Consider the following 25690-nt stretch of genomic DNA (forward strand, 5'->3'; position numbering starts at 1 on the left):
TAAGTGTATCAGCGTTGGAAGACGAAGTCAATAAAAAAGCGAACGTTACGTACCGCCCATATAGCAATGTTCGGAAAAGTAACGCTCGCACGCTATGAATCCCATTAAATGTCTATCCTGCAGGCATTTCCTGATGATTGCGCTCGTAGCTTACGAATTTATTGAAATTTTTGAGGAAGACGAGCTCGACAGTTCCGACCGGGCCGTTCCGCTGCTTGGCGATAATGATCTCGATGATGTTCTTCTTCTCGGTATCCTGATTGTAATAGTCATCGCGGTACAGGAACGCGACGATATCGGCATCCTGCTCGATCGAACCGGATTCCCGCAAGTCAGACATCATCGGACGCTTATCCTGACGCTGCTCCACGCCCCGGCTCAGCTGGGACAGGGCGATAACAGGCACTTCGAGCTCCCTGGCTATCTGCTTCAGCGTCCGGGAGATCTCGGATACTTCCTGCTGCCGGTTCTCTCCCGGCTTGCCGCGTCCGTGAATGAGCTGCAAGTAGTCAATCAGGATCATGCCCAGCCCGCGTTCTTTTTTCAGCCGCCGGCATTTCGCCCGGATATCGGCGACCGTGACGCCCGGCGTATCATCGATATAGACTTCGGCCTCGGACAGCGCCGCAATCGACATCGTCAGCTTCTCCCAATCATCGTCTTCCAGTTGTCCGGTACGCAGGCGTCCGGCATCCACGTTCGACTCGGCGCAGATCATCCGCTGAACGAGCTGTGCGGCGGACATCTCCAGACTGAAGATCGCCACCGTCTCCTTCGCGCGCACGCCGACATTCTGGGCAATATTGAGCGCGAACGCGGTCTTCCCTACGGAAGGCCGGGCCGCCACAATAATGAGGTCGCTTCGCTGGAAGCCGGACGTCATCTTGTCAAGATCGGGGAACCCCGACGGAATCCCCGTCGTCCCGCCCTGATGCTGGCTCAGGAATTCGACCCGCTCGTAGACATCCATCAGCACATCCTTGATGGCGATGAAGCCGCTGGACGAACGGCGATTCGATATTTCCAGAATCCTGCGCTCCGCATCGCTCAGCAGGCCGGAGACGTCATCGCCGCCGGAATAGCCTTCGCTTACGATCTGGGTCGCGGTCCGAATCAGGCGGCGCATCATCGACTTCTCTTCGATAATCTGCGCGTAGTAATCGACATTGGCCGCCGTCGGCACCGCGTTGGCCAGCTTCGTCAGATACGAGATGCGGCCGACATCCTCGAGCTGCTGCTTCGCCTGCAGCTTGGCCGTCAGCGTAATGAGATCGACAGGCTGGTTCTCCTCGCCGAGTTCAATCATCGCCTCGTAGATCATTTGGTGAGCCGGATCGTAGAAGTCCTCCGGCTGAATCCGCTCCATCGCCGTAATCAAGGCTTCGGATTGCAACAGAATCGCGCCGAGTACCGCTTGCTCCGCCTCCAGATTTTGCGGCGGAATCCGATCAACGAACAAGTCGTTCATCTTATTCCTCCGTGACGTGAACCTTCACTGTCGCCTTTACATCCGGGTGCAGCTTTATGGTTACATTCGTATAGCCGAGTGAACGAATCGGTTCCTCCAGCTCGATCTTACGCTTATCGATTTTGAGCTTCATCTTGCTGAGCGCTTCCGCAATCTGCTTCGTCGTAATCGCCCCGAACAGGCGCCCGCCCTCCCCGGCCTTCGCCTTCAGCGGCACCGTCGTCTCATTCAAGGTCGCAGCGAGCTTCTCCGCATCCTGCTTCTCCTGCTCCTTGCGTTTTTGTTCCGATTTATTCTGCTGCTCCAGGGTCTTCAGATTGCCTTCCGTCGCCGGACGCGCAAGTCCCTGCTTGAACAGGAAGTTCTGCGCATACCCTTCGGAGACTTCCTTGATTTGCCCCTTCTTGCCTTGTCCTTTAACATCCTGCAACAAAATGACTTTCATTCGAACAACCCCTCTTCCGCATCAATTTCTTCGAGCACGCGTCTCAGCTTGGCTTCCGCCTCCTCGAGCGGACACGCCAATTGCACAGCCGCGTTGGTCAGATGGCCTCCTCCTCCCAGCCGCTCCATCACGACCTGGACATTCATCTGCCCCAGCGACCGCGCGCTAATCCCGATGAGTCCGTCCGGGCGTTCGCTAATCACGAACGACGCCAGCACATCGGTCATATTCAACAGCGTATCAGCTACCTGGGCGATGAGCAACTGTGAATATTTGCGTCCCGGCTCCGTAACCGCGACCGCAATATGCCCATACAACATTTCCGCCCGCCGGATAATCTCGGCCTTCTCGATATATTCTTCGAGATCCTGCTTCAAGATGCGCTGCACCAGCAGCGGATCGGCCCCTTGGCGGCGTAGGAAGCTGGCCGCATCGAAGGTGCGCGACCCGGTCCGGAGCGTGAAATGCTTCGTGTCCACCGTGATGCCCGCCAGCAGCGCAGTGGCTTCCAGCATGCTCAAGTTAATCCGGTTATGGATATATTGGAGCAGCTCCGTGACCAGCTCGGCCGTGGACGAGGCATACGGCTCCAGATAGACAAGCACGGCGTCGTTGATGAATTCCTCGCCGCGCCGATGATGATCGATGACGACGATCCGATCCGAACGCAGCAGCTTCGGCTCCTCCACCAAGGATGCTTTGTGGGTATCGACCACGACGACCAGGCTGGCCTCGGTAATCATCTCGACGGCTTCGCCCCGGGTAATGAACCGGGACCAGAGAATCTCGTCCCTCCGCAGCTGATCCACCATCCGGTCGATGGACGGATTGCTGTCCTCCAGTACGATAAACGCCTCAACCTCAAGCATCCGGCATGCGTGCAGCACGCCGATCGCCGAGCCGATCGCATCGGTATCCGGCACTTTATGCCCCATAATGAACACCGCGTCGCTCTGCTGGATGAAATCGCGCAGCGCATGCGCGATAACGCGGGCACGCACCCGGGTCCGCTTCTCGACCGCATTCGTCTTGCCCCCATAAAAAGACAGCCGCTGACCCATGCGGACAGCGACTTGATCGCCGCCTCGGCCTAGAGCGATATCCAGGCTCGACTGAGCCATCCGGCCAAGCTCGGCAATGCTCTCCGCACCGGCCGCAATCCCCATGCTGAGCGTAACCGGAAGCTTATTGCCGAACAGCACCTCTCTCACTTCATCCAGAATCGCGAACCGCGTCTGTTCCAGCGCCTTCAAGGTCTGTACGTCCATCACGAGGAAGTACCGCTCCGAAGAGAGCCGGCGAATCAGAATCCCGTTCTCCGCCGCCCATTCCGTAATCTGGCCGGCGACCCGCGCGATGAGCCCGGTCCGCTGCTGGTCATCCATCCCCTGCGTCGACTCTTCCAGATTATCCATGATAACCGTTCCTACCGCGATGCGTTCTTCCTCGTACCGCTTGCGCAGGGTCCAGATGTCGCTAATGTCCGTGAAGTAAGCCACCCGCTCCCCCGGCACAATGTCCGCATGAATGATGCGTCCGCCGATGAACAGCTCTTGGGAATGCTCTGCATCTTTCCCGGCTTGAAGCTGAGGGAAGACTTCTCCCAGTTCCTCTCCGACCAGGCTGTCCTGCTCAATAAGCTGCGCCACATAAGCATTATGCCATTCGATGATCCGGTTCTCGCTATACAGGAGAATGCCATAGGGCAAATCCACGATGGCGCTCTCTCCGGCCCGCTTGACGCGAAGCCCCAGGGTGGTTAGGTACAATTCGGTTTCTTGCCGGAATTTGTGTTCCGCCGCCAGCGAAGCCGCAGCCAAGGCGGCGATGCCGGCGAAGGCAAGCAAGCCGACCATCCAGTTGTAATATGCAAGGACGCTCGTGACCACGACGAGCAGCACGAACGTCCAGATGATGTGCTTGAAATACCAGCGTTGGAACAACATTTTAGGCATGGCTTTTCACCCTACGCTTTTGGCTTGGACATGGCCTGCCGCAGCGGAAAGGCCAGATCCACGATTCCGATAATTCGCAAAATGCCATGTAACAACGGCACAAAGATGACTGCAATGGTAATAACGACCGGAATTGCCCTGTTCCACTTCCGCGAATGCGCCAGGAAGAACAGGAAGCCGATGCCCTGCACCATAAAAGCGAGTTGGAGCAACGGCACCAGGTTGATCAAGATCAAGGTCAGGAAGCTTCCTGACGTCTTCTGCACGATCAGATCGAGGATGATCGTAATTAAGTAATACCAGATTAAGGCCCGCGGCAGCATCCATTGCCACACCGGCTTCAGCTTCTGCACCGCGATACCCTGCGCCGTGAGCAGCGCCCGGCTTATGGCATAAGTAATGGTGCCCATATAGAGGGCGCCGATAATCAGCATGAACGGGATCATCTGGCTGAGCAGGATGACGAATTGCTCCTTCATCTCCTGCGTAAGATCCGCCGGGAACAGCGTTGTCTGCTGCAGTCCGGCCATGCTCTCGTTCATCAGCGACATAATGTAATGATACACATTGAAGTCAAATGCCAGCTTGGCAAACGCCAACAGCAGCAACGATTCCACGAGGAATGCGGCCGTTCCCGCGACATAGACGTTCAAGGCCGGCCGCTTCTGTTTGAACATATGACCGAATACGATTCCCGGAATCATAAAATATACACCCGTCAGCACGCCTACCATCCCTAAGCTGCCGAGCAGAACATATACAAGCAATAACAATGCCGCCCCATGCAGAATAAATCCGCGAAGGGATTGTGTTGCGTAGAGCATGACAAACGGCACCGCCATAAAACTCATCGTCAACACCTGAATCGGTTGTAGGATGGATAATAACAATACGAGCGCCGCAACCGCCCATGCTAACGATGACCAGCGATATTTCAACCTATTCACCTCTTGAGAAGCTCTTCTTCCCTCTTGGTTCTATTCCGTTCGTCACGCAAGAACCGGGGCTAACTTCCTTATTTTTTCCCTGTCCCCAATAAAACCGTCATTCTTCATTATACCATATTTACTTGATATTCATGGCTTTCGACGTGAACTGCTCGCAATATTCTATAATTTGGCTGCGCCGGACAATGCCGATAAAGCGGTTCATATCGTCAACGACCGGAACGAAGTTCTGCACCTTGGCCAAGTTGATCAGATCCTCCATATTCGAATCGATGCGCACCGTTTTATGACGGACGTTCAAGGGGATATCCTTGAGCAAAAAACGCGATGCGTTCTCGAAGGTGATGCTCCCGTTCGAGTTCTTCATATGCCACAGCAGGTCTCCCTCGGTAACCGTCCCGACGAATTCCCCATCGTCATTCAATATAGGCACGGCCGTATAACGATGATGCTCCATTTTTTCCAAGGTTTGACGCAAGGTGGCGCTCACCGTCAAACATACGACTTCATGTTTGGGCGTTAAGAAAAAAGCAATATTCATCCGCGTGGTCTCCTCCTCATTTCAAGCAGGGGCCATTTTCTCCCTAAGATTAAATTAACACATTTCCCATATCAAAAACAAAGAGTCAGCCGCAATCACGACTGACTCTTATCCGTTTAATCTTCCTTGACCTCGCGCGGCTCCATCAGATCGGCCTTCTTCGTGTTCGGATCCAGCCAATTATCAAGGAGCTTCTGCACATATTCCATATCTTCTTCATCAACCATATAGTACCATACATTGCTCATCATTTTGCCGTCGCCATGCAGCATGTAACTGCTGATTTGCGGCGTATCCGACTGCGTGAACATCGTCTTTGCCAGGTCAATCATGAATTTGGGACGAATATCGGTCGAGAAATTATCACCCATAATTTGAATAAGTTCAGGAATTCGGCCGATTTTGTCCATTTCGATTGCCCGGTGCATAATGGCGTTCAAGAAGGTGCGGTGCCGCATCGTCCGGTTCATGTCGGAATCCTCGCGATAGCGGACGAAGTATAATGCTTCCTGTCCGTTGTAAATTGGCTTGTTCGCCTCAATCCGGAATTTCTCGTGGTTCGGATCCTTGTTCACAATGTCTTCCTTGATCGGAAGCTCTACGCCATCCAGCGCGTCCACGACATCCTTCAATCCTTGGAAGTTAATGGTTGCGTAATGATCAACTTTATGCTTCAGCAGGTTCTCCACCGAATCCATGCTCATTTTCGCTTGCCCGTATGCGTAAGCATGGTTCAGCTTCGTCTCGAACCCTTTGCCGATAATCTCGGTGTACGTATCGCGCGGAATCGACAGCAGCAGGACTTTATTGTCTTCCGGCCGCACGACGGAATAAATGATGGTGTCCGAACGCCCCACTTCATTGCCGCGGGCATCAATCCCTAACAGCAACACCGAGAACGGTTCGGTAACCTTCCGGATAACTTCCTCTTTGCCTTCAATCGGTTTGTACGAATTCTCCAGTGTTTCCTCCACATGCCCCGACAGGAACATGTCGAACGCCAAGACGGCGATCTGTTTGCGGAAGAAAAACCCTCCGAATCCGATGATGGCGATCACCAAGAAGGCTATCCACCATTTTTTATATTTTTTCATGCTATCAACTTCTTCCTTTTTGATGAATTTGTAGCGCCCTGCCCGCTGCCCCGTTTTCTCTGTGCTGTTCTTTCTTGGGCAAGTTCTTTGGCCGCACCCCTTTGCCGGATGATTACACAACTGGATCAACAAATGAAACATCGCTTCTTCCTGCCGCGTCTTCCCCATAAGACGCAATCCGCGCGATGCATTCCTTTAGCATATTATGCTCCCGGACACGCCCTTGATGAATGGCGCATCCTGCCGATCGACACTCGCTCAACCCGGCTACCTCTTCCCGGCTAGAGCCAAAAAGTTGAAGCCGCCTTCACTTCATGTTCGGCTTACCCCTAGTTGCTCATGGTCCGATTTATCTATTTTATAGCTGTCGTATGAGCGGAGCCATGAGGTATTGCATTGGATCTACCATACATTTTCGAATTACAGAAAACAACAAGTTTTATTTTACATGTATTTGATGAAAAAATAAAATACTGATTGGTCACATTTTTGATGTAATTATTGAAAATATGGGAAAAATTAATGGGTTTTAAGAGGAAATTTGCGATTTTTTGGGGGATAGACATGTAAATGAAGACATAAAAAACAGCCGGGTACTAACCCGGCTGCTCTCTTGCATTACTCCGTGGTGTATGGCAGCAACGCTACTTGACGGGAGCGTTTGATCGCTACAGTCAGCAGACGTTGATACTTTGCGCTTGTTCCTGTTACACGGCGAGGCAAAATTTTACCGCGTTCGCTGATGAATTTCTTCAACAGATCCGTGTCTTTGTAATCGATGTGCGTAATTTTGTTCGCAGTGAAGTAGCATACTTTACGGCGCTTGTTGCGTCCTTTACGGCCGCCAAAACGACGCTCGCTGCGTTCGCCGCCTTCATTTTGCTTGAAGCTCATTCCATTCAGTCCTTTCCCTATTAAAATGGCAAATCATCATCAGATATATCGATCGGTCTGCCGTCGTCAGAGAATGGATCCGCTGCCGGACCGCGGGACTGACTAGAGCCTCCTCCGCCATATGGCCGTGAGTTATTGTTCGGCTGTCCGCCGCCATAACCTCCGCCCATATCGTCACGACTTCCTCCGCTGTCGCGGTTGGACTCCAGGAATCGTACGTTATCGGCGATAACCTCCGTAACGTATACGCGCTTCCCTTCATTGTTGTCGTAACTGCGGACTTGGATTCGGCCTTCCACAGCCGTTAGCCGACCTTTGCGCAAATAATTGGCGCAAGTCTCTGCCAACTGCCGCCATGTGACCACGGGAATGAAATCCGCCTCCCGCTCGCCATTCTGGTTCGAGAACGGACGATCGACCGCCAACGTAAATTGCGTCACGGCAACTCCGGATGGCGTATAGCGCAATTCAGGGTCACGGGTTAGACGACCAATCAAGATCACGCGATTCAACATGTAATCCCCTCCTTCGACGTATCCTTACGAAATACGATGGTCGGCAATTAAGCCACGTCTGTTGTTACGAGATGGCGGATAACTTCGTCGGAGATCTTCAATTGACGCTCCAACTCGGCAACCACTGCAGGTTGTGCAGTGAAGTTCACGAGAACGTAGATACCGTCGCGGAACTTCTTGATCTCATAAGCAAGACGGCGCTTGCCCATCACGTCGTGTTTCGTAATTTCCCCGCCTTCGTTAGAGATGACGCCTTGGAATTTTTCGACTGCAGCTTGGACAGCTTCTTGCTCGATGTCTGGACGAATGATGTACATCAATTCGTATTTGCGCATTTCACGTTCACCTCCTCTTGGACTTCAGGCCCCTGATCGGTGCGTCAGGAGCAAGGAGCGAGAAAACTCGCACTAAATAAATATATCAAAAACTGGGCCAAGGCGCAAGCCATACCTTCGCTGTCTTGACCGATTTTATCGCGGAATGTCCATTCCCCGGGCTGTTGAAAAGTCATAAGGCATATCCCTCCTACAATTCTCCATTCATGAACCTGTGTCCGCACGCGAACAATACAATGGAAGAGACAAATCTGCCGATGTCAGGAGGTGGCAACGATGGGGGAAAAGACCGAATTCGAGCCGGGAGACAAAGCGCCCAACGACGGTATCTACATGGAGGTAGGCGAGGCAAGCTTCCACACCGAGATTCAGGATCCGAAGCAGATTCGATTGAAAAAAGGCGAAACGTTCCCGGAGACGACCAACAAAGACCGTAAATGGAAAAAGAAATCCCACGCACTTACCCACTAAATAATTGTACCGAGCGCATAAAATCGGCATGAACAGCCATAATAACGACTGACGGTGCGAAGCGAGGTGGGTTCCGTTGAACGTTGCAGCGAAACAGCCGAGTGATGACGCAAACTTTACGATAACATCATAAGAGAAGCGAGGGGTTGTGCCAAAGACACTTTAGTCTGAAACACGAATCTTGTATGGTCAGCCATATAGATGAACCTGAGCCATCTGAAGAAGTGAAGTAAAGAAAGTCTAATCAAGCACCGTCAACCAGGAAAGGACTCTGCAACTGCGGAGTCCTTTCATTTGTCTAGATGGCTTCACGCTGGGGTCTTCACGGAAGAAGATCCGACTCTCTTCTAATCCAAATCATGTAGACGTATAAAAACTGCCATGCTATCATATAAATAGAAAAAGAGCCGTGCCCGAACACGACTCTTCACAACAGCCGCTTCAAAGGCGGCGGCTTTTCAGGTTGGCGAATAGACCGCTTCCCTTCAGCAAGGGCGGTCTATTTCTTTGTGTGCATGTATATCAGCAGCGTCCCGACAAAAGTCAATAACGCGAGTATCGATATCCCGAATTGGAACATAACGGACATTGCTTCGTATACGCTCACTGGCATCACCTCCCTTCCGGGAGATTGGCCGACCGCCCATAAAGCCATTCTATTGCATGGCAATTATATCCTACTTTTCGGAAGGGTAAACCATATAAAAATACCTCCTACTCATCGGTAAGAGGTATCGAATCAGTTCGTCGTTATGAAGCAGCCAACGTACGAAGGTATGTACATTAACTCCAGTATCATACCAGAGCGTAGAATTAAAGTGAAAGTGGCGGAAAGGGTGGGATTCGAACCCACGCACGCTTTGACACGCCTAGCTGATTTCGAGTCAGCCCCCTTGGACCTCTTGGGTACCTTTCCACAGCACAATTCATTTTAACACATGAACTTTAAAAATGCAAGATGTTTTACTCCACTTTTTTTTCTGCCGACCGAAGCACTTTTTTCATGCTTTTTTCGAACTTGGCCCGCGGAATGAGCACGCTGTGCTTGCACCCTACGCATTTAATCCGAATATCCATCCCCATACGGATAATCTCCATTTCATTCGTGCCGCATGGATGCGGCTTTTTCATTTGCACAATATCCCCCAGTTCAAATTGCTTACGTTCCATTCGTCGAGAGCCCCTTTCCTTCATAATTTTCAATCGTTGCCGCTTCCTCTTCTTTGCGATATTGCGCTTTTCTAACCTCCAGATTGATGAGTCTGGACACCTGCGCTTGAGTGAACGGCTTGCATTCCGCGATGATGCGTATCGTCGTCTCGGTGCGGGTCATTGTCTGAATTCCAAGCACCTGCGGCTGCCGGATTACATTCGGTTCGCGGTCCGGCAAGGCGGCTAATGTCTTCTCCATTCGATGAATGGCTTTATCGACATCTTCATCCGCGGCAATGACAACATCCACCACCGCTAATGAATTGCTGATCGAGTAGTTGGTTACGTCCGTAATGCTTCCATTGGGGATAATATGCATCTCCCCTGTCCAGCTGCGTATCCGCGTAGACCTTAAACCGATCATTTCCACCGTGCCCTGGAACTGTCCTACCTTGACAACATCCCCTACGGCGAATTGATCCTCGAAAATAATGAAAAAACCGGTCATCACGTCCTTGACCAGGCTCTGCGAGCCGAAGCCGATCGCAAACGTAACGACCCCTGCCCCGGCCAGCAGCGGCGCGAGATTGACGTTGAACTCCATTAAGATGAACATAATCATCGTGAAGTTGAGTGTCAATGAGGTGACATTTTTGAGCAGCTTCACAATCGTGAGGAGCCGGCGCGGATTAAGCGCAAGATTGCCCCTTCCCTTCTTGCTGATTGCTCGGTCAATCATGCGGAAGACCACCTTAATCGCAATCCGGGAGATGAGAATAATGAGCACGATCCGGATGGACTTGATTATCAGCCATTCCCATGTGGAAGGATCCGTGATCCAGTCCATCAACTGATGCTGCCATTTCTGAAAAATGCCCACCGTCTGTTCGATGTTCTGCTCCATCATATGCGTCTCTTCCGGTTCCGCCTGCAGCATCCTCTCACTCCTCTGCCGATTCTATCAATTGAATATAGTGATCATTCCGCTTATAGAATATCCCGCGAATCTCGACCCGCTCGCTTCGAATCAGGGTCCGCACCGCCCCCAGATCGTCAGGCTGGAACTGAATGGACAGTGCGCACCCTGCCGTAATCTGTGTCGGCGTCGGACAAGTGTCAATGTCCAGATCGAGGTATTCCATCAGCATTTCCATTCGCAGCGCATGCTGGGTAGAATCAAAGGCCAGCAGCCATTCTTCCGCTTCTATTCCATTCATGACGGCGCATCCTTCCTTAACAGTATGATTTCCTTCTTCCGAGTATAAAACTCCTCTTTCATCCATATACTAGTTACTACTATTTCGTAGAAACGGAGGTTGCGCCGTGAGTTACTCTCTATCCAATTCTCCTGCTCCCATAGACTGTCTGCCATGCAAAGTGGATTACAACACGCCGGAAGCGCTGACGACGCTGGTCCGTTCCTGCCGCGAGCATTTGCGCCTGCGTGCCCCTTACCAATCATTATCGGTTGTATGCATTGGCACCGACCGCTCCACCGGGGATTGCCTGGGCCCCCTCGTCGGCACGTATCTGGTCAAGCGTTCCAGTTCCCATTACCGCGTCTTCGGAACGCTTCAGCAGCCGGTCCATGCCATGAATTTGCAGGACAAGCTGGATGAATTGCGGCAGGAAGACCCGAGTACCTTCATCTTAGCCGTGGATGCCTGCCTTGGCCAGAGCAGCAGCGTAGGCGCGGTTCAGATCCAGCATGGTCCTGTCCGTCCGGGTGCGGGAGTGAACAAACAATTGCCCCCGGTCGGCGACATGCACATAACCGGCATCGTCAACGTCGGAGGCTTCATGGAATATTTCGTGCTGCAAAATACTCGGCTTCATCTGGTCATGAGCATGGCCGAACTGATAGGAGAAGTGATCCATCAATCGATCGAAGGGACAACCCCGGTTAACTAATCTCTGTCAGCCTTCACCGAGGCGGCTTGTCCACGGCTGGCTGCCGCCGCTTCAAGGGCCTGCTTTTCTTCCGGCGATAAGGTATACGCGGATTGTCCTTTCTCCACAGGCTTAGCGTATACGTAGGAATGATCCCGCCCGTGAATGCCTGTCAATACAATGCCGTCCTGTTCATCGTTAACCCAGGCAATCGAGAAGCTCAGTTCGCTCCCATGCTCTGCAAAAGCGTTATAGCGCTGAATGCCGACATGGGATTTCATTCTGGCTGCGGTTCCTTCCAACTGCTGAATCCGACGTTGATGCTGCTCGAACCCATCCCGCAACCGGCTCATGTCATCATGCATGCTGGACAGCACCAGATCGAGCTGCTCTACGCCGCTCTCCCCCATGATGGACATGTATTTCCGCCGCAGCTTGCGAAGCTTCACGCCCTGAATCCATACCAGTAATAGTAACATAAGAGATAGCCCTGCCGTACACAGTACAACCAGCGGCAACCATTCATTCCATAATTCATTCATCATAGGTTTCTGTTCTCTCCTGCCTCTAGCTTATCCGATGCATAACCAATGTAGAGCTTCCGTTACCCGTTCGATATCTGCCTCCGTCGTATTCCAGCCGACACTAATGCGAAGCGCGCCGGATTCCAACGTCCCCGCAGCCCGGTGGGCTGCAGGAGTGCAATGATATCCCGCCCTCGCCGCAATGCCGAACTCCCGATCGAGGCGATAGGCCAAGACGGAACTATCGACGCGTTCGCTGACCAATGATACGATCCCCGTTCGCGGCTGGCCGAGTTCAGGTCCAAGGACACGCAGGCCTGGCAACCGCTCGATTGCTTCCATCAGCTTCTGTGCCAGTTTCCATTCCTTCATATACTTGGCCTCAACCGTCTCCTGCAGTACAAATTGTACCCCTGCCTCCAAACCAGCGATCCCGACCGTATTCGGCGTCCCCGCTTCATAACAATCCGGCCGCGTCGCAGGATGAACCGCTTCATCGGAAAAGCTTCCCGTTCCCCCCTGTACGAGGGGTTGGACATCGAGAGCCGGGTCAATATATAGCCCGCCGGTTCCCTGTGGCCCAAGCAGGCCTTTGTGGCCGGGAAAAGCAAGCATATCAATGCCAATCGCCGGCACCGAGATGGGCAGCAGACCCGCCGACTGGGCGGCATCCACAAGCAGCTTCGCGCCATAATCATGCGCAATGGCCGCAATCTCCCCTACCGGTTGGATGGAACCGAACAGATTGGAGCTATGATTGCAGATCACGAGCCGGGTATGAGGCTTCAAAGCCTGCCGAACGCGATGCAGATCGACCGTTCCGGCCGCATCCGGTTCGACATAAGTGACCTCAACCTGATGATGGTGCATCAACCACTCCAGCGGACGAGTAACCGAGTTATGCTCTACACCCGTTGCTACGACATGATCCCCCGGCCGGACGTAGCCATGAATAGCAGTGTTCAACGCCATCGTCGTATTGGCCATCCAGGCAATATCTACCGGGTTGGCCACCTGGAACAGCTTGGCCACCGCCATTCTCGCATGAAGAATGCGCTTGCCTGCCTTCACGGCCATGCGGTGTCCGCCTCTCCCCGGATTCCCTCCTTCTTCCAGCATCGCGCGCTGCATCGCTTCCATGACGCATGCTGGCTTGGGCCACGAGGTGGCTGCATGATCCATATAAATGATCGGAGGCGCACCCGCTCTTCCGCCCATCTCATCCACCTCATTCTATCTATAACTTTACCTTATCCCGGCATCGACAAATAGAACATTTTTGTAACCTTTTCTATCCCAATATATCCCTGGAAACCAGCCGTTTCAGACCGGAATCTTCGCGGAAATTGGTTCTCAAAACAGAAAAAAACTGGCATTCTTAGTTTAATCCTTTGGGCTTAGGATGACAACCAAGTGTCCAGCTTTTTTGCAAAAATTATTTGGAAGAAACGGTCTGCAGCATTTCCAGCAGCCGTTCCAGATCCTGCTTGCTGAAATACGCAATCTCAATTTTTCCTTTGTCTTTATTTTGCTTAATCCGGACCGTGGTGCGGAATTGCTCGCGCAGGCTCTCCTCTACTTCATGCAAATATGGGTCATGGCGAACAGCCTTCGGTTTGTCTGCCGGTTTGTTTTTTTGGTGAAGCTGCTGTATCGCTTCTTCCAGTTGTCTGACGCTCCAGCCTTGATCGATCGTCGATTTCGCAAGCTGCTTCACTTTCGTTGTATCTTTTACGCCTACGATAGCGCGTGCATGTCCCATCGATAGTGTTCCACGTGAAACATATTCCTTTACTTCTTCCGGAAGTTGAAGCAATCTCAGGAAATTGGCTATATGCGATCGTGATTTGCCGACCTTTACAGACAGTTCCTCTTGCGTAAGCGAGAACTGATCCATAAGACCTTGATAAGCGAGCGCAAGCTCGATCGCATTCAGGTTTTCCCGCTGCAGGTTCTCAATGAGAGCAATTTCCATCACTTGCTGATCGGAAAAGCTGCGAATGACCGCCGGTACCGTTGGCAGCCCAAGCAATTGCGAAGCCCGGTAACGGCGCTCCCCTGCAATGATTTCGTATCCTTTGACGACGCTCCGGACAATAATCGGTTGAATGACACCATGCTGCTTAATCGACTCGGCCAACTCCTGAATCGACTGTTCATCGAAATTTTTACGCGGCTGATAAGGATTCGGACGCAATTGCTGCAAGGACACTTCCGTAACCTTATCATCATCGTTCACGGATAAAGAAGGAATGAGCGCATCCAAGCCGCGTCCCAAACGCTTACTCATATGAAATCACTTCCTTCGCAAGTTCCAAATATACCTCGGCGCCTTTCGATTTCGGATCATAAGTCATAATCGACTGTCCATGCGACGGCGCTTCGCTCAGACGGATATTCCGAGGAATGATCGTTTGATACACTTTTTGTTGAAAATACTTTTTCACTTCTTCGATGACTTGAATGCCCAGGTTCGTACGCGCATCCAGCATCGTGAGCAGAACGCCCTCGATTTGCAGGGATGTATTGAGATGTTTTTGCACCAGTCTTACCGTATTGAGCAATTGGCTTAAGCCTTCCAAGGCATAGTACTCGCATTGAATCGGAATAATGACGGAATGAGAAGCCGTCAGCGAATTAATTGTTAAAATCCCTAAAGACGGCGGACAATCAATCAAAATATAATCATACTGATGGGCCACAAGCTGTAAGGACTTCTTCAACCGGACTTCCCGTGAAATCGTCGGCACCAGCTCAATCTCGGCCCCCGCCAGTTGAATCGTAGCCGGGATAATATGTAATCCTTCGACCATCGTGGGAACGATCGCATCTTTGGGATGGACGTCATTAATGATGACATCATAAATGCAGTTGGCTACATCTGCTTTATTGATCCCTACTCCGCTTGTCGTATTGCCCTGCGGATCGATATCTACCAGTAATACCCGCTTGCCTAGCAACGCCAAACCCGCACCCAAATTCACCGTCGTCGTGGTCTTCCCGACGCCGCCTTTCTGGTTGGTAATGGCAATGACTTTAGCCATTCCTCTTCACCTCAATGTTGATTCTTTCTGCCTGCTCGAGCTGCATCGAGAACTTGAATTGCTTTCCTGTGCAATAAAAAGAGCGGCGTCTTGGCTGCCGCCCTAACGTTCCGTCATCAGAACAACACCAACGTCTTCATCCGATTCTAAGCAACGGTAGACATGCAGCACATTATTGGACTTCAAGACGCGATTTTATCGTTTCGGAATTTTAATCACAATCTCGTAATGATCCTCGTGATCCGTTTCATTCGTTTTAATCTTCAGGCCGGATCCGGATACCATATCAATCGACTGGCGAATCGTGTTCAAGGCCAAACGCACATCTTTCGTGAACGAAATGCGTTTCGTCTTTTTGGCCTTATTGACTTCTTTATAGAAAGCGACTCTCGCTTCCGTCTGCTTCACATTCAGTTCTTTCGTAATAATCTCATTCAACAACTTGAGCTGCCATTCTTCCGAATCGAGACCCAACAGTGCCCGGGCATGACGTTCCGTCAGCTTGCGTTCCATCAGAGCTGTCTTGACTGCTTCCGGAAGTTGAAGCAACCGAATCTTGTTGGCTATCGTCGATTGGCTTTTGCCTAATCGCTGCGCCAAGCTTTCTTGTGTCAGATCATGGAGATCGATCAGCTTCTGATAAGCAACCGCTTCCTCGATGGCGGTCAACCCTTCACGCTGCAAATTCTCAATGAGGGCAATCGACGCCGCTTGAGAATCGTTAATTTCTCGAATGATCCCCGGGATGGTGTCCATGCCTAGCTTTTTCACGGCCCGCCAACGCCGCTCCCCGGCAATAATCTCATACTTGCCGTTGCGCTGCCGAACCACGATGGGCTGAATCACACCATGAGTCTTAATCGTCTGACACAATTCATCAATTCGTTCATCATCAAAAATGGTGCGCGGCTGATAAGGACTGGTGACGATCTCGTTCACCGGAAGCTGCTTCACCTCATCCAGCGCTTCCCGCTCTGCAAAACCGAATAACCGAGACAGTTGTTCTTTCATATCCGATAATACCACCTAACTTCAAAATAATGCCAGACACTTGAAGAAGCGGCAGTTGCTCTGCTCCATCGGATTGTATAATCCGTGATCCATACCTACATGAAAAAGCCTACCCGTGCTATATCCATGCCGTTGCATGGGATACAGCTATCCTCTATTCCTAACTATTCTCCAAGCAGGCACCTATTTCCTGCAAGGAGAGAACCTGAACAAAAAAATTGTTCCACGTGGAACAAATCACCAATTCCATTGGCACCCATTTCTGCTCTACTTTACATGATACCATGATGTTCCTGCGTTTCATAGATATTCTCGGAACTGATCTGATAATGGATTATCCATATAGGAACGATGAAACTTTGCTGTGTCCGTTACGTCAAAAAACGGCCTACGTACACAGGCCGCTCATTTACATTTTCCCGATTTATCTCCGCGAATCTTTCCCTCGCAATATAGTTTATAGTAGGTGTTGTTACTCGCTTCTGCAGCAATCGCTTCTGTAACGGGAGTATCCTTTATCGAATATAGATTGGTTCCAACTGGGTATTTGTTTGAGAACGTATCTTGATATGATTTCAAAAAAGATTCATTTTTCAACGGCGCCAATGTTTTCATCGATCTCCGTTACCATCTCTTCCGTGGCTTGGTACATATAACCTTTCCATATGACCCCAATTATTTTCCATTCATTACTTGATGTCGATAGCTTCTCTTGAGAAGAACATCCTGAAACAAATAGGGACATTATAAAGGTCAAGAATAAAAAATAACGCATGCGTATCCCTCCTGATTATGGAAACGGTTTAGTCCATCCAAATGTTGTAATAAATGATGATGGCTTAACGCTGGAGACCGAATCGAACCTTACTCGCCTCGGTCTCATGATAGATAAAAATTCCATGACAAAACAGGTGAATACTCATCCTTGCGAATAGCCGAAGCTCACGGCATATTGGGTGGTACATTGAGCTTGGGTAAATCATGACAGAGCCGCAAGACTACTCCTGCGGCTCTGTCATGATAATATATTATTCTTATTCTAGCAGCTTTCCTTCCCTCGCTTTCCTTAACAAATCATAATAATCCAATCCACAGACCATCACGGTTTCAAAGTACAAATATTTCATGTCATCTTCCTGTTCTTCTGGCGATTTTAACTTGAACCAGTCTTCCTCCATCTCTTTTTCAGTAAAGACGTTAGACCTGTAGAAAGAAAGACCAACCTCTGTAAAGTCAAAAATAGATCCTAAATCGGGCTCACTTGTTCTTAGATATGACGTTATTTTATCCATCATTTCGATTAAATCTTCTGCCTTTGTATTAAAGACATCGATTTCATAACATATAAAGTTTGCGTATTTTTTAAATCTCGTACTACTTGCAGTGCTATCAATTTTTCGTTCTCATCATATTCAGGGATAATATAACTTTCAAAATGGCGTTGTTCTTCATCATTGTACTCACGAATATATTTTTGGATACACCAATTTACTTCATCTCTGGTCATCCCCAGCTTAACCGTTCCGATACTACGACCAGGTTCAATGATTATGTAGTCCATAGTAACTCACCCACAATTGAAACTTTTTCAGATTCAATATCTATTTTGACTGCCCTAACGTTTATACTTGTGTGTTTCAGCTTAGCCATAAGACCCTTTTAATAAGCCCTTTTTTCTGAATTTCTACTAAGTATTCATCTAACTCTTGGCTGAGGTTTACTACATATACATCAGTAAGATTTTTTCCCTCTAGAACTGCCTTTTCCATTTTTATTCTGGTTTTTTCAATTTTGCAAATTAGCTCTTCATCTTCTTTACTAATTTCATAAAGTATAGACACGCTTTTCACGAGACAAGCGACGGCTTCGTTATGTAAGCCGATCATATTTAAAAACTTCCCCTTATTCATAAAATAATACGCATGACCGGTCTTAATTATAGGATTTGATAGATCAGATCCAATGAATTCATTTTCACATTCGAATCAATTTCATAAATCGAAAGTCTTGCTATGACTGGGTTTTTAAGGTACAGAAAAAGGAGTACCTCCCCAAATCTCGAATAAGTAAAGTATCCACACAATACCCAAAGAGATGAGGCGAACTCCCTATGCCCTATATTCGACATGAGAGCTTATTTACCCTGCAAGAGCTTTATGAGATGGAACAAAAAGATCGTTTTCGTGAGATTTTTTCTACAATCGACATCACTCCGATCTTGCGTTTGGTCAGGAAAACATCTTTTTATGGTGCCCCCATTGAAGTGAATTATAGGGCGATGGTCTATTCCTTGATTGTTAGAATCGTTGAACGTATTCCTACGATTAAAGATTTAATAAAGAGACTTCAACATGACATCTTATTCCGCATGGATTGTGGCTTTATGCTTTCAGAAGCGATTCCTTCGGCCTCTTCCTATTCCCGGTTGGTGCGCAAGATGAGCCAAAGCCATGCACTGGAGGACATGCAAGAGCAGTTACTCGAACAAGCCATGGCAGAAGGATTCATTACAGACGATACGGTTGCAATCGATGCGACCCATATCGAAGCTCGGGATCAGGCACCTGCGAAGCAAGAAAAGGAAAAACCTGAGCCAAAAAAGCGTGGGCGAAAAACAAAAGCCGAACGTGAAGCTTGGCTCAAACAAAAGCAAGAAGAAGAGGAACAAAAACCAATCTTCGAAAAAGAAATTGCCGCTCAATTAAATGAATCATTCCATGTTTTGCGAGATCAAATGCCTCTTGATCCGCAGTGGGGAGTCAAGAAAAATAGTGATGGAAAAAATGTCTTTTGGTATGGCTATAAAGGTCATCTTGCCATTGGAACGCAGAGTCAGTATATCCTCGGAGCCTTGCTCTCTTCCGGAAGCTTGAATGACGGTAAAGCGGCCATTCCACTCCTAAAAGGGGTTGCTTCACAGCATCCGAATTTCAGTTTCAAGTACGCAACCATGGATGCTGGATACGATTATGAACCTATATACAAGCAAGTTCGAGAAGCAGAGGCACATGCTGTAATTGCGTATAACCGTCGCCGAGAACCAGAACACGACGGATTTGACGAACACTTCGCCCCAACCTGTGTAAGGGAGCATTCTTATCGTTATGACAGCTACGATTCAAAATATGGAACACTCAAATATGTTCGACCGAAAGAATGCGAAAGCTGTCCATTGGCGCATGATTCACTTTGCCAGAAAGTCTATAAAATGAAGATAACAACTGATCTTAGAAAATATACCGCCCCGGCCAGAGGCTCAAAGCATTGGAAAGAAATCGCTAAGAGACGTTCTGCAGTCGAAAGAGTGAATGCTTACTTGAAGGAATTCTTCCAATTGAACAATGTGAGACACCGAACGGGTCAAAAAGCTAAGGTTCATTTTAACTTGGTTACTTTGGTTTACAATTGTATAAAATTAGCATGTGATCGTTTAAATCGTCAATTCCAAGAGCAAGCTGCATAATTTTCAAAAAAGGAAATACTTTAATTCGGTTAATCTACAGTTTTGTAATTATGCATTATGAAATTGATTCATTCAAGTAACTTTTGTATAGAATCATGATCGTGTTTAGAAAAATATATAGTAAGGAGTGAATTCACGATATTCATTTTATAAAAAGAAGTGTTTAGGCATTGCTGTAATTGCATAATTGCTAAATCTGTTTGTCCCTTTCGTTCATTAAGTTTAGCCGTCATAAAATCAACATTCTCTTTCACAAAAGGAAAGTCGAACAAACTGAATGCTTTCAAGTATTTCTCGGCTAACTCGTACTGTTCCTGATGAAAATAGGAAGAACAAATCATAAGTATAGAATAAGCCTTGAAACTGCTCTCTGTCTCATCCTCAATGACAATTCGCTTGCACAATTCGATAGATTCGGGATATCTTCGCAAGTGATAGGCATGGACACCCAACTTGTAGTATAAGGTGATTCGGTTTTCGATAGATAGGAATTCGGCATATTTCAAAATGGATTTTCCCGAGCAAAACGTCTCTTCCAGCTTGCTGAAGTCATCTCGTTCAATCAAATACTTTTGAAGTAATCCTTGCGCAAGTTGTGGCAGCACGCCGTGGCTTCTGGCATAGGCTATGACCGTATCGAGCAAAGCAAGCTTTATTTCGGTATTGTCGGGAAACTGCTCTGCAGTTAGTAATATTTTCTTTGCTATTACATCGCTGTTTTCATCTTCCGATTCTAATAATAAATATGAGGCGATCTTGGCGCTTATAGATGCATTTTGATATGAAAAGGAGTCGTGGAGTAGTGCCAATAACGTATCTGATTGTGGCTTTGCAAACACGAGTGGTTCCAACAGTTCTTCAAGGGGAATCTCCAAAACTGATATAAGCGGCTGGATCGTATTATAATCTGGGCGCTGAATTACTCCATTTTCAATCTTTGAAATGTTCCCTCTGCTCACTCCCGATAATTCAGCCAATTGTACCTGCGTCATCCCCCGTTCCTGGCGATAACGTTGAAGCAACTCCCCCAAGGTTAAGAACACCAGATTGACGGAACTCACACTTTCACTTCCTTATAATGGAATACAGTTATCTATACATTACCATTTCATGATTGTTATGTAAATAATATTGAGATATAAGTAATGTAGTACAATTCATCAAAGAGATTTCGGGGAAATAATTCAAAAGGGGGTGAGCATATGGAATGGAAACATGTACGTGTCTTTCAGGAACGCCAAGTAACGATACCTCTGAAATTTTTCGAACAAGCAAGGAATTAAAGACGAAGTCGAATTTTGTCTCAAGGGAACTATCATCATTATACGCACCTCCGATCATCCACTCCCCTAATGCTGCCGTATCTCCCGTCATTCTAGTCATCTTCTCCACCAATCCTGCATGAATGCAGCATTTTCATTGGCACGAGTATGCGAAAATAGAATTGCTGCAAAACTACAGCAATTACCCTACGGTAAGGCGCAGATAGCGTTCAAAATGGCGAAATGATGCAGTTTTGCAGGATTTTATTGGAATTTAGCCTCTTGAGGCTCAAAATGCTGCGCCTGTGCAGCATTTTCATGTGCGTACCCGCTTACTCCATACGCGTACCAGTTTGCTTCCTCCGCGGGCAAGCTGACTCCATGCGTGCACCATCCAGCTTCACGCAGGGACCAGCTTGCCCTGACCTAACCTGGCCTGCCTTCCCCGGCCCCGCGATCATAAGAAAAAGACTGTCGACAGGACTTTGTCGACAGTCTGAGGAGCCGGCACAAACGCCGGCTCCTTTCCTTTATTGTATCGGCGCCTTCAACGGCATGCCCGGCTTGCGCGGGTATGCTTTGGGCGTCGGTCCTTTTTTGGCAATCAAAATGATATGGCGCTCCGATCGCTCCACCGGCAGGGTGAGCTTGTGATCCGCCAGGAAGGAGCCTTGCATCACCTGCAGGCTCTTCCCCGCCTCGGCGATCTCTTCGGCCGGATTCGTCCCCTTCATCGCCGCGAACAGGCCGCCCGTCTTCACGAACGGAAGGCAGAATTCGTTCAGCACATTGAGGCGGGCGACGGCGCGGGCCGTGACGAGATCGAACCGATCCCGGTATTGCGGCTTGCGCGCCATCTCCTCCGCCCGGCCATGAATGCATTCCACCCCGGTCAGACCGAGTTCCTGCACCAGATAATTCAAGAACTGAATCCGCTTGTTCAGCGAGTCCACAATCGTCAGCTGGACATGCGGGAACAGGATATGAAGCGGAATGCCCGGGAACCCTGCTCCCGAGCCGATATCGGCCATGGTGACGATATCCTCCATGTTGACGTGGGCCGCCAGCAGCAGCGAATCATAGAAATGCTTCTCATATACTTTATCCCGCTCGGTAATCCCGGTCAGGTTCATCTTCTCGTTCCACTCAACTAAGATATGGAAGTATTGTTCGAACTGCTCCCGCTGCCGTTCCGTAAGCGTCCATCCGTGCCCGGCCAGCCAGCCGGCAAACTGTTCTTGTACGGCATCCATAAGCTTGAATCTCTCCGTCCCTCATATGAAATCCCGCCCTTGGCGAGCAGAGCAGGCCTAGCCGTTGCGGACTTCCTCCTGCTTGGCCGCCGTGACGCGGTTGTAGTGTTCGATATAGACAAGCAGGATGGAAATATCCGCCGGCGTCACCCCGGAGATCCGGGACGCCTGACCGATAGAGATCGGCCGCACCTTTTCCAGGCGCTGCTTCGCCTCGGAAGCGATGCCCTGCACATCCTGATAGTCGATATCGGCCGGAATCAGCTTCTTCTCCATCTTCTGCAGCTTCTCCACATGCAGAAGCTGCTTCTCGATGTAGCCGGCATACTTAATCTGAATCTCGACCTGCTCCTTCATCTCGTCATCCAGTTCATACGGAGATGGGAACAGCTTCTCGACCTGAGCGTAGGCCACTTCAGGACGACGCAGCAGCGTAATCGCGTCGCAGCCGTTCACCAGCGGGGCCGATCCCGCTTCGGCGAGCATCGCCTGCACCGCTTCATCCGGCTTCACCTTCGTCTCGCGCAGCCGTTCCATTTCCCGCTCGACGAGCTCCATCTTCCGCTGGAAGGCCGCATGGCGCTCTTCGCTAATCAAGCCGATCTCATAGCCGATAGGCGTCAGACGAATGTCCGCATTGTCATGCCGGAGCAGCAGACGGTATTCAGCCCGGGACGTCAGCAGACGATAAGGCTCCATCGTCCCCTTCGTCACGAGATCGTCAATCAAGACGCCGATATAGCCTTGCGAGCGGTCCAGAATGACCGGCGGCTTGCCCTGAATCTTGCGCGCCGCATTAATTCCGGCCATAATGCCCTGCGCGGCCGCTTCTTCATACCCGGATGTTCCGTTGATCTGGCCGGCCGTGTACAGATTCTCGACCAGCTTCGTCTCCAACGTCGGCCAGAGCTGCGTCGGCACGACCGCATCGTATTCGATGGCATAGCCGGTGCGCATCATTTCGGCTTTTTCCAACCCGGGAACCGAGCGGATCATCTGCAGTTGAACGTCCTCCGGCATGCTGGTAGACAGCCCTTGAACGTAATACTCCGCCGTATTTTTCCCCTCCGGCTCCAGGAAAATCTGATGCTTCGGCTTGTCGGCGAAGCGGACGATTTTATCCTCGATCGATGGACAATAACGCGGTCCGGTCCCCTCGATGACGCCGGAGAACATCGGCGCCCGGTGCAGGTTCTCGTTAATAATCCGGTGCGTCTCCTCCGACGTATAGGTCAGCCAGCACGGAAGCTGTTCATTATCCGAGGATTTCGTCTCATAGGAGAAGAACTTCGGATGCTCATCCCCCGGCTGAATCTCCGTCTTCGAGAAATCAATGAACTGCTTATTGATGCGCGGCGGCGTCCCGGTCTTGAAGCGCACCATCTCGAAGCCCAGCTTGCGCAGGTTCTCCGACAGCTTGACCGATGGCTGCTGATTGTTCGGGCCGCTCTCGTACATCAGCTCGCCGATAATAATTTTGCCGCGCAAATACGTCCCGGTCGTCAGCACGACCGCCTTCGCCGTATAGCGGGCGCCGGATTTCGTCTCGACGCCGACGCATTTGCCGTCCTCCACGAGCAGTTCCTCCACCATGCCCTGGCGAAGGGTCAGATTCGGCGTCGATTCCACCGTTTCCTTCATCGCCTGCTGGTACAGCACCTTATCCGCCTGCGCGCGCAGCGCGTGCACCGCCGGTCCTTTGCCTGTATTCAGCATGCGCATTTGAATGAAGGTTTTGTCGATATTGCGGCCCATCTCGCCGCCCAAGGCGTCGATCTCGCGCACGACATGGCCTTTGGCCGGCCCCCCGATCGAGGGGTTGCACGGCATGAAGGCCACCATATCCAGATTAATCGTCAACAGCAGCGTATTGCAGCCCATCCGGGCCGTCGCCAAGGCCGACTCGCAGCCGGCGTGTCCGGCGCCGATGACGATAACATCATAATGTCCTGCATCGAATGGCATCGTATCCCTCCTCTATTCCCATCTTCGTCCCGCCTTTTATTTGCCGAGGCAGAATTGAGAAAATATTTGATCAATCAGCGAATCGCCCACGGCATCGCCGATAATTTCACCTAACTGCTCCCAGGCCGACCGGACATCGATCTGAATCATATCGATCGGAATGCCCTGGCGGGAAGCGTCTATCGCGTCATCAAGCGCCTGGAGCGCCTTCTTCAGCAGCGCAATATGGCGCACGTTGCTCACATACGTCAAATCTCCGGCTTCGATGCCTCCGCTGAAGAACAAGGTCGAGATCGCCTGCTCCAAGGCGTCCACGCCCTCCTGCTCCTTCGCCGACATGCGGACAATGGCGTCTGCGCCGAACGAAGCTTCCAGTTCGCTTATATCGATATGTTGAGGCAGATCCATTTTATTCACAATCACAATGACTTGTCTACCCACAAATTCCTTCATCCATTCCCGCTCATCCTCATGCAGCGGCTCATTGTTATTCACAACGAACAGAATCAGATCCGCCTCCAGCAGGGCGCTGCGAGAACGCTCGACGCCGAGGCGCTCGACGACATCCGTCGTCTCCCGGATACCGGCCGTATCCAGCAAGCGAAGCGGAATGCCGTTAATGGTGACGAATTCCTCGATCACGTCGCGTGTCGTGCCCGGAATATCCGTGACAATCGCCTTGTTATCGCGGGCCAGCGTATTGAGCAGCGAGGACTTCCCTACATTCGGTCGCCCCACGATTGCCGTTACGATGCCCTCTCTTAATATTTTCCCCTCGGAGGCCGTCTTTAACAGCTGTTCAATCTCTTTTCTGACTTGGCCGCATTTCTCCTGGATGAACGCGCTCGTCAATTCTTCCACGTCATGCTCCGGATAATCGATATTCACCTCGATATGAGCCAGCGTCTCGATCAGGGTATGGCGCAGCGCATTGATTTTCTTCGACAGATGGCCCTGCACCTGCTTCATCGCCACGGAGAAAGCCCGATCCGACTTCGAGCGAATCAGGTCAATGACCGCCTCCGCCTGCGACAAATCAATGCGCCCGTTCAAGAACGCGCGCTTCGTGAACTCCCCTGGCTCCGCCGGCCGAATCTCCTGCTCCAGCAGCAGATCCATCACCTTGCGAATCGAGATCATCCCTCCGTGCGTATTGATCTCGACCACATCCTCCGTCGTGAACGAGCGCGGCGCCCGCATCACGTTCACCAGCACCTCCTCGACCCGCTCCCCGGTCTTCGGATCGACGATATGGCCGTAATGAATCGTATGCGTCTTCGCCTCGGTCAGCTTCACCTTGGAGCGGAACAGCTTCTCCACTTCCTTGAGCGCGCCTTCCCCGCTCACCCGAATCACCGCGATTCCGCCCTCGCCCAACGGCGTCGAGACGGCTGCAATCGTATCGTACATCATGGGAACTCCCTCCTGTCTTCGCACATGCTTCTATCCTGTACGTATACC

Annotated in this window: 29 protein-coding genes and 1 tRNA gene; 3 read left to right on the forward strand and 27 right to left on the reverse strand. The window is 50.4% G+C overall.

Annotated features, from left to right (window positions below):
- Window positions 1-112: 112 nt before the first annotated feature.
- From dnaB to rpsF, 9 genes are all read right to left on the reverse strand, one after another.
- A complete protein-coding gene (gene dnaB, locus L6439_RS27840) occupies window positions 113-1468 on the reverse strand; it encodes a replicative DNA helicase (RefSeq protein WP_213471625.1) in 1356 nt (451 codons plus the stop codon).
- Window position 1469: 1 nt separating this feature from the next.
- A complete protein-coding gene (gene rplI / locus L6439_RS27845; RefSeq protein WP_168178529.1) occupies window positions 1470-1913 on the reverse strand; it encodes a 50S ribosomal protein L9 in 444 nt (147 codons plus the stop codon).
- Window positions 1910-3868, reverse strand: a complete 1959-nt coding sequence (locus tag L6439_RS27850) for a DHH family phosphoesterase (RefSeq protein WP_168178528.1) — start codon at window positions 3866-3868, stop codon at window positions 1910-1912. The genes rplI and L6439_RS27850 overlap by 4 nt, the downstream gene beginning before the upstream one ends.
- An 11-nt stretch (window positions 3869-3879) precedes the next feature.
- A complete protein-coding gene (locus L6439_RS27855) occupies window positions 3880-4806 on the reverse strand; it encodes a DUF2232 domain-containing protein (RefSeq protein WP_213471626.1) in 927 nt (308 codons plus the stop codon).
- A 127-nt stretch (window positions 4807-4933) separates the two neighbouring features.
- Complete coding sequence (locus L6439_RS27860) at window positions 4934-5356, reverse strand: CBS domain-containing protein (RefSeq protein WP_168178526.1); 423 nt, start codon at window positions 5354-5356, stop codon at window positions 4934-4936.
- Between the two features lie 116 nt (window positions 5357-5472).
- Window positions 5473-6450, reverse strand: coding sequence for an LCP family protein (locus L6439_RS27865; protein WP_168178525.1), 978 nt, complete (start codon window positions 6448-6450; stop codon window positions 5473-5475).
- A gap of 618 nt (window positions 6451-7068) precedes the next feature.
- Window positions 7069-7344: a 30S ribosomal protein S18 gene (gene rpsR, locus L6439_RS27870; RefSeq protein ID WP_168178524.1), complete on the reverse strand. Its 276-nt coding sequence runs from the start codon at window positions 7342-7344 to the stop codon at window positions 7069-7071.
- A gap of 20 nt (window positions 7345-7364) precedes the next feature.
- The gene (gene ssb / locus L6439_RS27875) at window positions 7365-7859 is read right to left on the reverse strand and encodes a single-stranded DNA-binding protein (protein ID WP_197256945.1); all 495 of its coding nucleotides are present in this window, start codon (window positions 7857-7859) and stop codon (window positions 7365-7367) included.
- A gap of 47 nt (window positions 7860-7906) precedes the next feature.
- Window positions 7907-8194, reverse strand: coding sequence for a 30S ribosomal protein S6 (gene rpsF / locus L6439_RS27880; RefSeq protein ID WP_168178522.1), 288 nt, complete (start codon window positions 8192-8194; stop codon window positions 7907-7909).
- 276 nt (window positions 8195-8470) lie between these two features.
- On the opposite strand from rpsF, the gene L6439_RS27885 reads away from it, so the two are divergent.
- The gene (locus tag L6439_RS27885; protein ID WP_168178521.1) at window positions 8471-8665 is read left to right on the forward strand and encodes a YjzC family protein; all 195 of its coding nucleotides are present in this window, start codon (window positions 8471-8473) and stop codon (window positions 8663-8665) included.
- 499 nt (window positions 8666-9164) lie between these two features.
- On the opposite strand, the gene L6439_RS29835 is transcribed toward L6439_RS27885, so the two are convergent.
- From L6439_RS29835 to L6439_RS27905, 5 genes are all read right to left on the reverse strand, one after another.
- Window positions 9165-9320, reverse strand: a complete 156-nt coding sequence (locus tag L6439_RS29835) for a putative holin-like toxin (protein ID WP_369009965.1) — start codon at window positions 9318-9320, stop codon at window positions 9165-9167.
- A 170-nt stretch (window positions 9321-9490) separates the two neighbouring features.
- Window positions 9491-9581 (reverse strand) — tRNA-Ser (locus tag L6439_RS27890).
- Window positions 9582-9628: 47 nt separating this feature from the next.
- Complete coding sequence (locus L6439_RS27895; protein ID WP_168178520.1) at window positions 9629-9835, reverse strand: DUF951 domain-containing protein; 207 nt, start codon at window positions 9833-9835, stop codon at window positions 9629-9631.
- On the reverse strand, window positions 9825-10754 hold the full coding sequence (locus L6439_RS27900; RefSeq protein ID WP_168178519.1) for a mechanosensitive ion channel family protein: 930 nt from the start codon (window positions 10752-10754) through the stop codon (window positions 9825-9827). The genes L6439_RS27895 and L6439_RS27900 overlap by 11 nt, the downstream gene beginning before the upstream one ends.
- Before the next feature lie 4 nt (window positions 10755-10758).
- Window positions 10759-11034: a putative Se/S carrier protein gene (locus L6439_RS27905; protein WP_213471627.1), complete on the reverse strand. Its 276-nt coding sequence runs from the start codon at window positions 11032-11034 to the stop codon at window positions 10759-10761.
- A gap of 106 nt (window positions 11035-11140) precedes the next feature.
- On the opposite strand from L6439_RS27905, the gene yyaC reads away from it, so the two are divergent.
- Complete coding sequence (gene yyaC / locus L6439_RS27910; RefSeq protein ID WP_237096674.1) at window positions 11141-11728, forward strand: spore protease YyaC; 588 nt, start codon at window positions 11141-11143, stop codon at window positions 11726-11728.
- On the opposite strand, the gene L6439_RS27915 is transcribed toward yyaC, so the two are convergent.
- The 9 genes from L6439_RS27915 to L6439_RS27955 form a co-directional block, all read right to left on the reverse strand.
- A complete protein-coding gene (locus L6439_RS27915) occupies window positions 11725-12252 on the reverse strand; it encodes a DUF4446 family protein (protein ID WP_213471628.1) in 528 nt (175 codons plus the stop codon). The two genes, yyaC and L6439_RS27915, sit on opposite strands and share 4 nt — an antisense overlap.
- A gap of 27 nt (window positions 12253-12279) precedes the next feature.
- Entirely contained in the window at window positions 12280-13449 is a 1170-nt protein-coding gene (locus L6439_RS27920) for an aminotransferase class V-fold PLP-dependent enzyme (RefSeq protein ID WP_213471629.1), read from the reverse strand.
- 217 nt (window positions 13450-13666) lie between these two features.
- Window positions 13667-14521, reverse strand: a complete 855-nt coding sequence (locus L6439_RS27925) for a ParB/RepB/Spo0J family partition protein (RefSeq protein ID WP_213471630.1) — start codon at window positions 14519-14521, stop codon at window positions 13667-13669.
- Window positions 14514-15275 carry a ParA family protein gene (locus L6439_RS27930; protein WP_168178514.1) on the reverse strand — a complete coding sequence of 254 codons (762 nt, stop codon included), beginning with the start codon at window positions 15273-15275 and terminating at the stop codon, window positions 14514-14516. Before L6439_RS27930 ends, L6439_RS27925 begins: the two co-directional genes overlap by 8 nt.
- A gap of 195 nt (window positions 15276-15470) precedes the next feature.
- A complete protein-coding gene (noc, locus tag L6439_RS27935) occupies window positions 15471-16286 on the reverse strand; it encodes a nucleoid occlusion protein (protein ID WP_168178513.1) in 816 nt (271 codons plus the stop codon).
- Between the two features lie 586 nt (window positions 16287-16872).
- Window positions 16873-17061: a hypothetical protein gene (locus tag L6439_RS27940; RefSeq protein WP_237096675.1), complete on the reverse strand. Its 189-nt coding sequence runs from the start codon at window positions 17059-17061 to the stop codon at window positions 16873-16875.
- 259 nt (window positions 17062-17320) lie between these two features.
- Window positions 17321-17581: a hypothetical protein gene (locus L6439_RS27945; protein ID WP_213471631.1), complete on the reverse strand. Its 261-nt coding sequence runs from the start codon at window positions 17579-17581 to the stop codon at window positions 17321-17323.
- Window positions 17582-17586: 5 nt separating this feature from the next.
- Window positions 17587-17847, reverse strand: a complete 261-nt coding sequence (locus L6439_RS27950) for a hypothetical protein (RefSeq protein WP_213471632.1) — start codon at window positions 17845-17847, stop codon at window positions 17587-17589.
- Between the two features lie 76 nt (window positions 17848-17923).
- Entirely contained in the window at window positions 17924-18172 is a 249-nt protein-coding gene (locus L6439_RS27955; protein WP_237096676.1) for an aspartyl-phosphate phosphatase Spo0E family protein, read from the reverse strand.
- Window positions 18173-18396: 224 nt separating this feature from the next.
- Between L6439_RS27955 and L6439_RS27960 the strand changes: the two genes are divergently transcribed.
- Window positions 18397-19749, forward strand: coding sequence for a transposase (locus L6439_RS27960; RefSeq protein ID WP_213471782.1), 1353 nt, complete (start codon window positions 18397-18399; stop codon window positions 19747-19749).
- A gap of 68 nt (window positions 19750-19817) precedes the next feature.
- Here L6439_RS27960 and L6439_RS27965 read toward each other — a convergent pair whose 3' ends face one another.
- The 4 genes from L6439_RS27965 to mnmE form a co-directional block, all read right to left on the reverse strand.
- Window positions 19818-20810, reverse strand: coding sequence for a transcriptional regulator (locus L6439_RS27965; protein ID WP_213471742.1), 993 nt, complete (start codon window positions 20808-20810; stop codon window positions 19818-19820).
- Between the two features lie 731 nt (window positions 20811-21541).
- Window positions 21542-22264, reverse strand: coding sequence for a 16S rRNA (guanine(527)-N(7))-methyltransferase RsmG (gene rsmG, locus L6439_RS27970; protein ID WP_213471743.1), 723 nt, complete (start codon window positions 22262-22264; stop codon window positions 21542-21544).
- A 57-nt stretch (window positions 22265-22321) separates the two neighbouring features.
- The gene (gene mnmG / locus L6439_RS27975) at window positions 22322-24229 is read right to left on the reverse strand and encodes a tRNA uridine-5-carboxymethylaminomethyl(34) synthesis enzyme MnmG (RefSeq protein ID WP_213471744.1); all 1908 of its coding nucleotides are present in this window, start codon (window positions 24227-24229) and stop codon (window positions 22322-22324) included.
- Window positions 24230-24265: 36 nt separating this feature from the next.
- Complete coding sequence (gene mnmE / locus L6439_RS27980; protein WP_213471745.1) at window positions 24266-25642, reverse strand: tRNA uridine-5-carboxymethylaminomethyl(34) synthesis GTPase MnmE; 1377 nt, start codon at window positions 25640-25642, stop codon at window positions 24266-24268.
- Window positions 25643-25690: the final 48 nt, after the last annotated feature.

The sequence above is a fragment of the Paenibacillus dendritiformis genome, from assembly GCF_021654795.1.
Classification (GTDB): Bacteria; Bacillota; Bacilli; order Paenibacillales; family Paenibacillaceae; genus Paenibacillus_B.